Annotated in this window: 8 protein-coding genes; 3 read left to right on the top strand and 5 right to left on the bottom strand. The window is 61.8% G+C overall.

Annotated elements, in window-relative coordinates:
- From NE547_RS17690 to NE547_RS17670, 5 genes are all read right to left on the bottom strand, one after another.
- The coding region (locus NE547_RS17690; protein WP_256176589.1) for a 3-keto-5-aminohexanoate cleavage protein at positions 1–397 on the bottom strand (397 nt) is incomplete at its 3' end.
- A gap of 37 nt (positions 398–434) precedes the next feature.
- Complete coding sequence (locus tag NE547_RS17685; RefSeq protein WP_186908056.1) at positions 435–1769, bottom strand: acetyl-CoA hydrolase/transferase family protein; 1335 nt, start codon at positions 1767–1769, stop codon at positions 435–437.
- Positions 1770–1851: 82 nt separating this feature from the next.
- Positions 1852–2598, bottom strand: coding sequence for a hypothetical protein (locus tag NE547_RS17680; RefSeq protein WP_256176588.1), 747 nt, complete (start codon positions 2596–2598; stop codon positions 1852–1854).
- A 60-nt stretch (positions 2599–2658) separates the two neighbouring features.
- A complete protein-coding gene (locus tag NE547_RS17675) occupies positions 2659–3828 on the bottom strand; it encodes a sodium:solute symporter family protein (RefSeq protein WP_256176587.1) in 1170 nt (389 codons plus the stop codon).
- A gap of 48 nt (positions 3829–3876) precedes the next feature.
- Positions 3877–4644, bottom strand: a complete 768-nt coding sequence (locus NE547_RS17670) for a cyclase family protein (RefSeq protein ID WP_256176586.1) — start codon at positions 4642–4644, stop codon at positions 3877–3879.
- Between the two features lie 470 nt (positions 4645–5114).
- Here NE547_RS17670 and NE547_RS17665 point away from each other — a divergent pair, with 470 nt between their 5' ends.
- From NE547_RS17665 to NE547_RS17655, 3 genes are all read left to right on the top strand, one after another.
- Complete coding sequence (locus NE547_RS17665) at positions 5115–6497, top strand: sigma-54-dependent Fis family transcriptional regulator (protein ID WP_256176585.1); 1383 nt, start codon at positions 5115–5117, stop codon at positions 6495–6497.
- Between the two features lie 63 nt (positions 6498–6560).
- Positions 6561–7727: a thiolase family protein gene (locus tag NE547_RS17660; protein WP_186908052.1), complete on the top strand. Its 1167-nt coding sequence runs from the start codon at positions 6561–6563 to the stop codon at positions 7725–7727.
- Between the two features lie 264 nt (positions 7728–7991).
- Entirely contained in the window at positions 7992–9476 is a 1485-nt protein-coding gene (locus NE547_RS17655) for a DUF1846 domain-containing protein (protein ID WP_186908051.1), read from the top strand.
- Positions 9477–9555: the final 79 nt, after the last annotated feature.

The following is a 9555-nucleotide window of genomic DNA, read 5'->3' as shown; positions in this document are numbered from 1 at the left end:
CCAGGAACGCGGGGGAGTTGATGAACAGGCTGGTGTGCAGCCAGTTCATGGAGCCGCAGTCATAGGAGCCCATCTCGGGGCGCAGCTGCTCCAGGTGGATCTGGCGCGTCTCGTCGGTGGCGTTCAGAGCGCCGGAGGTGGTCATGTTCAGGATGACGTCGCAGTCGGGGTGGTTGGCGCGGAGCAGCTCCACCGTCTTGGCAAAGCGGTCCTTGTCCATGGTGCCCTTGCCCTCGTCGTCGCGCATGTGCAGGTGGGCGACCGCGGCGCCCGCCTTCCAGCAGGCGTACACGTCCTCGGCGATCTCCTCGGGCGTCATGGGGACATTGGGGTTATTGGCCTTGGTGGGCCAAGCGCCGGTCGTGGCGACGGTGATGATCGTCTTGCTGCTGTTCATAAAAATACACCTCAATTCAATCGTTTTATGGGGTCCTTCAGGAACGGGGCAGCCGCTGATGGTACTGCCGCTCAAAGGCGTCCTCCAACCAGGGGCGGAAGTCGGGGTGGGCAATGCGGATAAGGGCACGCGCCCGCTGCGGGATGGTCAGCCCCCGCAGGCACACTGCGCCATACTCGGTGGCCACGAAGTGTGTATTCGTACGGGTCAGGGTCACAGCCGCTCCCTGCGGAAGGACGGGCAGGATGCGGGATTGGATGCGGGTCTCCCCGGTATTGGGGTCCCGGGACTGATAGGTGGAGCGCAGAGTGATGATGGACTTGCCGCCGGGGGCCATCTGGGCGCCCACCGACGTGTCCACTTGGCCGCCGCTGCCTGAGATGTGCCGGGTGCCCAGCCCTTCTGAGGCGCACTGACCGGTCAAGTCGATCTGGAGTGCAGCGTTGATGGAGGTCATGCCCGGATGGGCGGCTAGGACGGACGGATTGTTGGTATAGCTCAGCGTCTTGTGCAGAAAGGCGGGGTTGTCGTCAATGAAATCGTAGAGAGCCTGGCTGCCCATGGTAAAGCAAGTCACCGTCCGGCCTGGGTGGAGCGTCTTGCGGCTGTTGTCTGCTGCGCCGCTGCGCAGCAGCTCCATGCCGGCGTCGGATAGGGCTTCGGTATGGATGCCCAGATGGCGCTTGCCTTTCAGCTCGGACGCCAGAGCGTTGATGGTGCCGCCGAAGCCCAGCTGAATGGTGTCGCCGTCCTCTACCAGGCCGGCCACCACCTGGCCTAGCTGGCGGTCCGCTTCGTCGGGGATCTCGGAGGGGAGAACGCAGGGGTAACGGTCGGACTCCAGAACAGCATCCACCTGAGAGATGTGGAGCATGGTATCCCCAAAAATGCGTGGGGCGTGGGAGGCCACCTCGACCACCAGGCGACGGGCCCGGGGAAGCATCGCCAGCTCGATCCCGGCAGAGCCGGCCAGGGAAAAGTACCCGTGCCGGTCCATGGGAGAGACGGTAAGGACCATACAATCGTACGACTCGGCGGCGCAGCCCAGGTCCCGGGCGGCGTTGCGCAAATGGGTGGGGAGAAAGCTGCATCGGCCCAAGGCCTGCGCGCTTTGCTGAAACTTGTTATAAAAGATGGAACAGACGTCAAAGGCCTCGCCGCAGTCGGGATCGCTGAGCAGGGCGAGGGGCTCCAGGGGAAGGTAGTTGAGCACCTTGACGTTCCGGAGACGGGGGGCCGCCCGGTAAAGAGCGGCGGCGAAGTCCACAGGGAGGAGGCAGCCGCACGCCAGATACACCGTATCTCCGGAACGGATCCGGGCGGCTTCCTCATCGGCGGTGGTCCGCTTCCGGCGGTATTCTTCCTGAGGCATGGAAAAAACTCCTTTTACAGACCGGAGGACGGGGCATCATAGCGGCCCTGTCCTCCGGATGCCAGTGTGTGGGGGAAGCGGCTTAGGCGTACTTCTGGACCGCCGCTATGCCCTTATCGGTGATGCGCAGCTTCCGCTTGAACAGACCGCCCTCCACAATGTAGCCCTGACGGGTCAGGTGGGAGCAGATCGAGGACATGCGCATAGACTTGATTCCGTTTTTCTGAAGGAACTCAGCCTGCTTCTCAGGAGTGTCCTTGACGATTTTGAGCAGCTGGACATACAGGGGGGTCAGGCATTCCCTGGCCATCTCGCTCTCCCGGCCTCCAAGGACGGGCAGGGCGGCGCGGCCCTTATCGGTGATGGAGAAGGTATAGAATTTGGAGCCGCGCATCCCGGCGCGGACGATGTAGCCGCCCTGATCCAGGTGTTCCACGGCCGCAGAGGAGGTCTTGGAGTCCACGCCCAGCGCATCGGTCAGGTCGGCCATGTAGCAGTGGCCCACTCGGATCATCTCCAGTACCTGCAGGTCGGTGGCATCCAGCTTCACGTCTTTGCGGTTGGAGGCGGTTGGGACCCGCTCCCAGTTGGATTCACCGTAGTATTTAGGCTTGCCGGTGAGGGAGGCCAGCACAGCTACCACAAGAGTCACCAAGAAGCCCAGGGTGGCCAGGTAAATGTACTTGTTAATGGCGAATACCTTGAATACGTCGCCCAGCAGCGTGAACACAGCCATGGTGATCATACCGGCCAGGGCGCCGCAGATGGCGCCGCGGGAGTTGAACTTGGGCCAGATGGCGCCCAGGCCCAGCAGGATGGCAGGAGGCACCAGCCAGCAGTTGGCAAAGGCAAACAGATAGGTGGGGCCGCCCGGGAACAGGCACAGGACTCAGGTAAGCACGCCGATGAGCACCATGATCCACTTGGAGGCCTTCAGGGCCGTCTTGGTGTCCGCCTTGGGGTTGATCATGCGCTGATAAATATCGCGGGTGGCCACTGCGGAGGCGCCCAAAGCGGAGGTAGAGGCGGTAGACACCGACGCGGCTACGGCGCCGATGACAAAGAAAGAACCCAGGAAGGCGGGGAAGGTAGAGGCGATCAGGCCGTAAGCACCGGTGGGCGCCACAGAGCCGGAGCCGAAGGGAGCGGCGAAATTCTCGCCCAGGAAGGCGCCGGCAAAGGCGCCGATGATACCAAGAGGGATGCAGAAGACGACCACCAGAATAATGGCAGCCAGGACAAAGGATTTGCGGGCGACCTTCTCACTGCGGCAGTTGGCGATCTTCATCCAGTAGTAATTGTTGCCCCACACCAACGCAGCGGCAAAGCAGATGACAAAGTTGAGCACCGAGGGGTATGTGGGGGCGATCCCCTTCAGGGCGCCGCCGGTGATGCCGGCGGCGAAGGCGTTCCCGCCGGGCCAAGCAGCGTTGATGGCATCCAGCCAGCCGTAGCGTTGGCAGAGCAGGATGAGGATGGTGGGCACGATGATCACGCCCAGCGTGACCTGGAAGAAGTCCGTCAGAGTGGTGGCCCACAGACCGGAAATAAAGGTAAAGGCAATAATCACCAGGAAAATAACCGCCATAATTAAGGTGGCGTTCCACTTGGTGAATCCGGCGATGGCATTGGTGCAGGAGACGATGTTGTTGGCCAGGATGCCGGACATGCCGACCACGGAGGTGATGGCCACTACGGAGCGGACCTTGCCGTCATAGCGCATCTCCAGATACTCAGGAAGCGTCTGCGCGCCGCAGCGGCGGATGAAGTTGGAGAAGAGCAGGGCGAAGAGCAGCAAGCCGCAGATGCCGTAGATGCTGCCCCAGGCGAAGGAAGCGGTCAGGCCCAGCTGTACGGCAAAGCCGGGAGCCAGGGCTACGGTGGTGCCGGCAAAGCCGATGGCACACACGCCGATCATATTGATGAAGGTGGAAATCTCACGTCCAGCCAGAATATAGTCCGAGGATTCCTTGACCCAACGCTTGCTGACGATGCCACAGCCGACCAGAATACCACAGAAAATCACAAACAGAACCAGAAAAATGGTGTTGGCGTTCATACATTTCCTCACTTTCTTTCCAGGGAGCCGCGCGCTCCGGCGATAGGATTATTCCACGAATGCGACCACGCGCGCCCAGCCGGCGGAGGCCGCTTTGATGCTTACGGGGAAGCAGTTCACCTTGAAGCCGGTGACGGGCAGCTGGTCCAGGTTGGTCAGCTTCTCAATGTGGCAGTAGGCCTTGTCCCGGCCTACCCGGTGGGCTTCCCAGATGATGGAGGCGTCGTGGTTCTTTTCAAACTCCTGACCCTCAAAGGGCAGAGGCACATCCCAGCTCCAACCGTCCGTACCGACGACGCGCACCCCCTGATTGAGCAGCCACATGGTGGCCTCATAGCTCATGCCGGCGCCTGCCACCAGGTACTCGGGCTTGCCCCAGCGGTCGTCCGCATCGGTGCGGAGCAGCACGATGTCGCCGGCCTTCAGGGTGTAGTGGATGCGCTTGAAGTAGTCTTCCACATCCCGGGCGGTGATTTTGTATCCGTCGGGTTTGTCGTGAAAGTCCATCACTACGCCGTCGCCCACAAACCAATCCAGGGGAACCTCGTCTATGGTCCAGGCCTTCTCCCCTCCGTTCATGGTGGGATAATAGTGATAGGGGGCGTCCACGTGGGTGCCGGAATGGGTGCAGACCTTCAAAAACTCAATGCCCCAGCCGTTGCCTTCGGGCAGGTCGTCCACGGTGCAGCCCTGAAAGAAACCCGCCATCTGTTCCGCCGTGTCCTTGTGGTTGCAGTACTGGATACGAGGGATCTGAATCTCAGGGTCGCTGGGCAGATCAGACTCAATGGGGATGGAAAGATCAATGATTTTCATACGTGAAACACACTCCTTCTTTTCGTCCTGCGCGGTTTAGACGGAACACCGGGGGGCGGCTGCCGCCTGCACACGAGAGATATAAGCAAATGGAATGCCAAATGCGCCTGACGGAAAAAAGCAAGCGCCGCCAAGGGTTTGCCAAACCGGATCGGGAAAAGAGCAGGACGGGAGTGTTCGGAGTTTCGGGCACAGGGAACATTCCACACGCCCTGAAACCCACTGGAGTCAGTCGAATTCAGGGCCAAACAGACGCATGTAAAGAAAAGCAGACATGTCATAAAAAGATTACATTTTTTAAAATAATCCGGATGCATAATGAACAAAAATAAACTAAAAATGCGATAAAACAGCAACTTTCTCTGTTATATACAAAGAAAAAGTGTGAATTTAGACAGAATGTCAATTGCGGAGGGGAGGGGGCCGCTGATATAGTAAAAAGAACCTGTGCAACGCTGGGGGGCGGCGGTATGGAACAGAAGAACAAGCTGGACCAGGCCTGCATGATGCAGTTTATCGAGAACTTGGACGCGGCTGCGGTGCTGGACGAGACGGGCACCTATATCTATGTCAGCCCGAGCTGGCAGCGCTTTACCGGTCATACGGCCCAGGACGCGCTGGGACGCAAGGTGTGGGAGCTGCTTCCGGATACTCACGCGCCCGAGGTGCTGCGCACGGGAAAGCCCGTTCTGGCCCAGGTGGTCCGGGCCCAAGGAGTCCCCGCGGTCACCAATTATATCCCGCGGCTGGACGCCAACGGCAAGGTTATCGGCGTTTTTATCTATGTGATCGTCTACGGAAAACAGAATGTGGATGATGTGTCGGCACGGCTGAGCGAGCTGTCCCGGGAGGTCGAATTCTATAAGAAAGAGCTCTCACGCATACGGGGCGCACGCTATAGTATGGACAACATCATCGGGAAAAGCGACGCCATCCAGCGCCTCAAGGAGCAGATCTACCAGGCCGCCCACTCCGCCTCTACCGTGCTCATAGAGGGAGAGACCGGCAGCGGCAAGGAGCTGATCGCCCACGCGATCCACGCCGGCGGCGTCCGCCGCTCGGCCAATTTCGTGCGGGTAAACTGTTCGGCCATCCCGGCCGAGCTGATGGAGTCGGAGTTCTTCGGTTATGTGACGGGCGCGTTTACTGGGGCGGCAAAAAAGGGAAAGGCGGGCCGCTTCGAGCTGGCCAACAAGGGTTCCATCTTCCTGGACGAGGTGAACCTGCTTACCCCGACCATGCAGCCCAAGTTCCTGCGGGTGCTTCAGGAGCGTGAGATCGACCCGGTGGGCGGGGACAAGAGCATTCCCATCGACGTCCGGGTCATCGCCGCCTCCAATATCCCCCTGGAGGCCCTCGTGGAGACCGGACAGTTCCGCAGCGATCTGTACTATCGCCTGAATGTGATCCGCATCCAGGCGCCCACCCTGCGGGAGCGGAAGGAAGACATCCCCTTGCTGGTGGAGAATTTCATTCGGCAGCTCAACCGTCAGCTCGGCATGGTCATCGAAGGCGTGGGCTCCGGTTCCATGGAGCTGCTGATGGACTACGACTGGCCGGGCAATGTGCGGGAACTGCAAAATGCGGTGGAGAGCGCCATGAACGCGGCCGCCTCTCCCATCCTGCGGCGGAAGGATTTCTTCCAGCTGGAGCAGCGCCTGCAGGCCCGCAAGCGCCGCCAGGTGACCAGCAGCGGGGACTTCCGCCTGCGCCCTGCCCGCCAGGCGTTTGAACGGGAATTTATCCGGGATGCGCTGGCTGCTGCCAACGGGAACCGGGCCAAGGCCGCCGGACTGCTGGGGATTTCCCGCACAGTGCTCTATGAAAAGCTGGAACAGTATCAACTAAAGTAACGCCGCCCCGCGGACGGGGCCTTTTCCCCTGACCGTCGGAGACGGCTGGAAAGGAAATCATATATGCAGACGCAATTGAAAGACGCGGTGATCGTGGCCTACGGGCGCACCGCCTGCTGCAAGGCCGGTAAGGGAGCCTTCGCCCAGGTGCACCCGGTGGAATACGGCGCACAGGCGCTGTTGGGCGTGCTGGAGCGGGTCCCCGGCCTCCGTCCCGAGGAGATCGGCGACGTGATCATGGGCTGTGCCATGCCCTATGGGGTCCAGGGGGCCAACATGGCCCGGCTTATTGTACAGAGGGCCGGACTGCCGGACAGCGTTACGGCCCAGACGGTCAACCGCTACTGCTCCTCCGGCTTGCAGACCATCGCCACCGCCGCCAATGCCATCCGCTGCGGCGAGGAAGCGATCATGGTGGCCGGCGGGGTGGAGTCCATGTCCATGGTGCCCATGCTCATCGGCGTGGAGGACGCGGACCCCTGGCTGCGGGAGCACCGGCCCGAGGTATACACCATCATGGGGATTACAGCGGAAAACGTGGCCAAGCGCTGGAACATCAGCCGGGCGGACATGGACGCCATGGCCGCCGAAAGTCACCGCCGGGCAGCCCAGGCCCAGGTCCAGGGCTGTTTTGACGGGCAGATAATCCCCGTCCAGATCCCCGGAGCCGATGGACAGGCCGTCACGGTGATTCGGGACGAGGGGATTCGCCCCGGTACTACGGCGGAGAAACTGGCGGAGCTGAAGCCCTGCTTCTTGGAGGATGGTCTGGTTACCGCTGCCACCTCCTCCCAGCGCACCGACGGCGCCGGCTTTGTGGTGCTCATGTCGGCCGAGCGGGCCCAGGCCATGGGCCTTAAGCCGCTGGCCCGCTTTGTCACGTTCGCCACCGGCGGCGTGCCTGCGGAGGTCATGGGCGTAGGCCCTATTGAAGCCGTGCCAAAGGCGTTGAAGAAAGCGGGGCTCACCCTGGAGGAGATGGATACCATCGAACTCAACGAGGCCTTTGCCTCCCAAGCCCTGGCCTGTATCCGTACCCTGGGCATGGATCCGGCCAGGGTTAACCCGTGGGGGGGCGCCATGGCCCTGGGGCATCCGCTGGGCGCTACCGGCGCCATTCTCACATGCAAGGCGCTGAGCTATCTGGAACATACCGGCGGCCGGTACGGTATGGTGACGATGTGCATCGGCGGCGGCATGGGGGCCGCGGGAATTATCGAGCGCCTGTGAGGCGGCGTTCTCACAGGCGAAGGTGCGGCGGATCGTGGATGACGGTCCGCCGCACCTGTTTTTCAAAAAAGCAATGCCGCCCCGGCTATGCCTGGCAGGGCGGATCTTGCGTTTGTTCCCCTGCCGATCTGCGCCTGCAGGCGCGGCCCTGTACAGTTTCTCTGCTGGATACTGCCCCTGTTGGCAAGGGAACGCAAGCCCTTTTCAAGCTCCCCTTTTTGTGCTATACTAATTTGAATTGTGTGCAAAGGAGCATGGAATACAATGGACAAGATCGGCTTTGACAACGGGAAATACCGGGACCTCCAATCCAGCCGCATCCGGGAACGGATCGGACAGTTCGGCAACAAGCTTTACCTGGAATTCGGCGGGAAGCTCTTTGACGACCACCACGCTTCCCGGGTGCTGCCGGGCTTCGCGCCGGACAGCAAGATCCGGATGCTTCAGGAGCTTGCCGATAAGGCGGAGATCGTCATCGCCATCTGTGCCAGCGATATCGAGAAGAACAAGATCCGGGGGGATCTGGGCATCACCTACGACGTGGACGTGCTGCGCCTCATCGACGCGTTCCGGAGCCAGGGGCTGTACGTGGGCAGCGTAGTGGTGACCCGGTATGCCGCCCAGCCCGCGGCGGACGCCTTCAAGCGCCGGATGGAGAGCCTGGGAATGCGGGTATACCTGCACTACCCCATTGCGGGCTACCCCAATAACATCCCCCTCATCGTCAGCGACGAGGGATACGGCAAAAACGACTATATCGAGACCAGCCGGCCCCTGGTGGTGGTCACCGCCCCCGGCCCCGGCAGCGGCAAGATGGCCGTATGCCTCTCTCAGCTCTACCATGCGTACAAGCGGGGCGTCAAGGCGGGCTACGCCAAGTTTGAGACCTTCCCCATCTGGAATCTGCCCCTCCAGCACCCGGTGAACCTGGCCTACGAGGCCGCCACGGCGGACCTGGGGGACGTAAACATGATCGATCCCTTCCATCTGGCCGCCCATGGAGCGACCACGGTGAACTATAACCGGGATGTGGAGATTTTCCCGGTGCTTTCCGCCATGTTCGAAAAAATTATGGGGGAGTGCCCCTATAAGTCCCCCACCGACATGGGGGTGAATATGGCGGGCTGCTGCATCGTGGATGACGAAGCGGTCTGCGCCGCCGCGCGGCAGGAGATCGTCCGCCGGTACTACGCCGCCCTGTGCGACCGCCGGACCGGTCAGGCCGACGACGAGCTGGTGTACAAGCTGGAGCTGATCATGCAGCAGGCCAAGGTGGACGCCTCCATCCGGCCGGTCATCGCCGCCTCCGCCCGGGTGGCGGAGGAGACCGGAAACCCCGCCGCCGCTATTGAGCTGCCCGGCGGGGAGGTGGTTACCGGCAAGACCACGGCCCTCATGGGGGCCACCTCCGCCACGCTGCTCAACGCCCTCAAGCGCCTGGCAGGGATCGATCACGGCTCCCACCTGATCTCACCGGAGGCCATTGAGCCCATCCAATCGGTCAAAGTCAGCCACCTGGGGTCCAACAATCCCCGCCTGCACAGCGACGAGACGCTGATCGCCCTGGCGATCTCCGCCACGACCAACCCCCTGGCCAAGCGGGCGCTGGACCAGCTGGCCCGGCTGCGGGGCTGCGAGGCCCACTCCACGGTCATCCTCTCTCCGGTGGATACCGGCATCTACGGCAAGCTGGGCCTGCGCCTGACCTGCGAGCCCACCTATGAGACCAACAAGCTCTATCATAAATAGCGCGGGGGTGCGGCCCGTTGGGGCGCACGCTGCGAGACGTTTTTGAGCAACTGCCGGGCGGCGGCCGCAAAAGCGGCCG

The organism is Flavonifractor sp. DFI.6.63, from assembly GCF_024462255.1.
GTDB classification, from domain to species: Bacteria; Bacillota; Clostridia; order Oscillospirales; family Oscillospiraceae; genus Lawsonibacter_A; species Lawsonibacter_A hominis.
Note: the sequence above shows the minus strand (reverse complement) of the source record. Positions and strands in the feature narration are given on the sequence as shown.

Bases quoted from the DNA above. Each gene is read 5' to 3' on its own strand.
- NE547_RS17685 (WP_186908056.1), bottom strand. From the start codon at position 1,769: ATGCCTCAGGAAGAATACCGCCGGAAGCGGACCACCGCCGATGAGGAA.
- NE547_RS17675 (WP_256176587.1), bottom strand. From the start codon at position 3,828: ATGAACGCCAACACCATTTTTCTGGTTCTGTTTGTGATTTTCTGTGGT.
- NE547_RS17670 (WP_256176586.1), bottom strand. From the start codon at position 4,644: ATGAAAATCATTGATCTTTCCATCCCCATTGAGTCTGATCTGCCCAGC.
- NE547_RS17665 (WP_256176585.1), top strand. From the start codon at position 5,115: ATGGAACAGAAGAACAAGCTGGACCAGGCCTGCATGATGCAGTTTATC.
- NE547_RS17660 (WP_186908052.1), top strand. From the start codon at position 6,561: ATGCAGACGCAATTGAAAGACGCGGTGATCGTGGCCTACGGGCGCACC.
- NE547_RS17655 (WP_186908051.1), top strand. From the start codon at position 7,992: ATGGACAAGATCGGCTTTGACAACGGGAAATACCGGGACCTCCAATCC.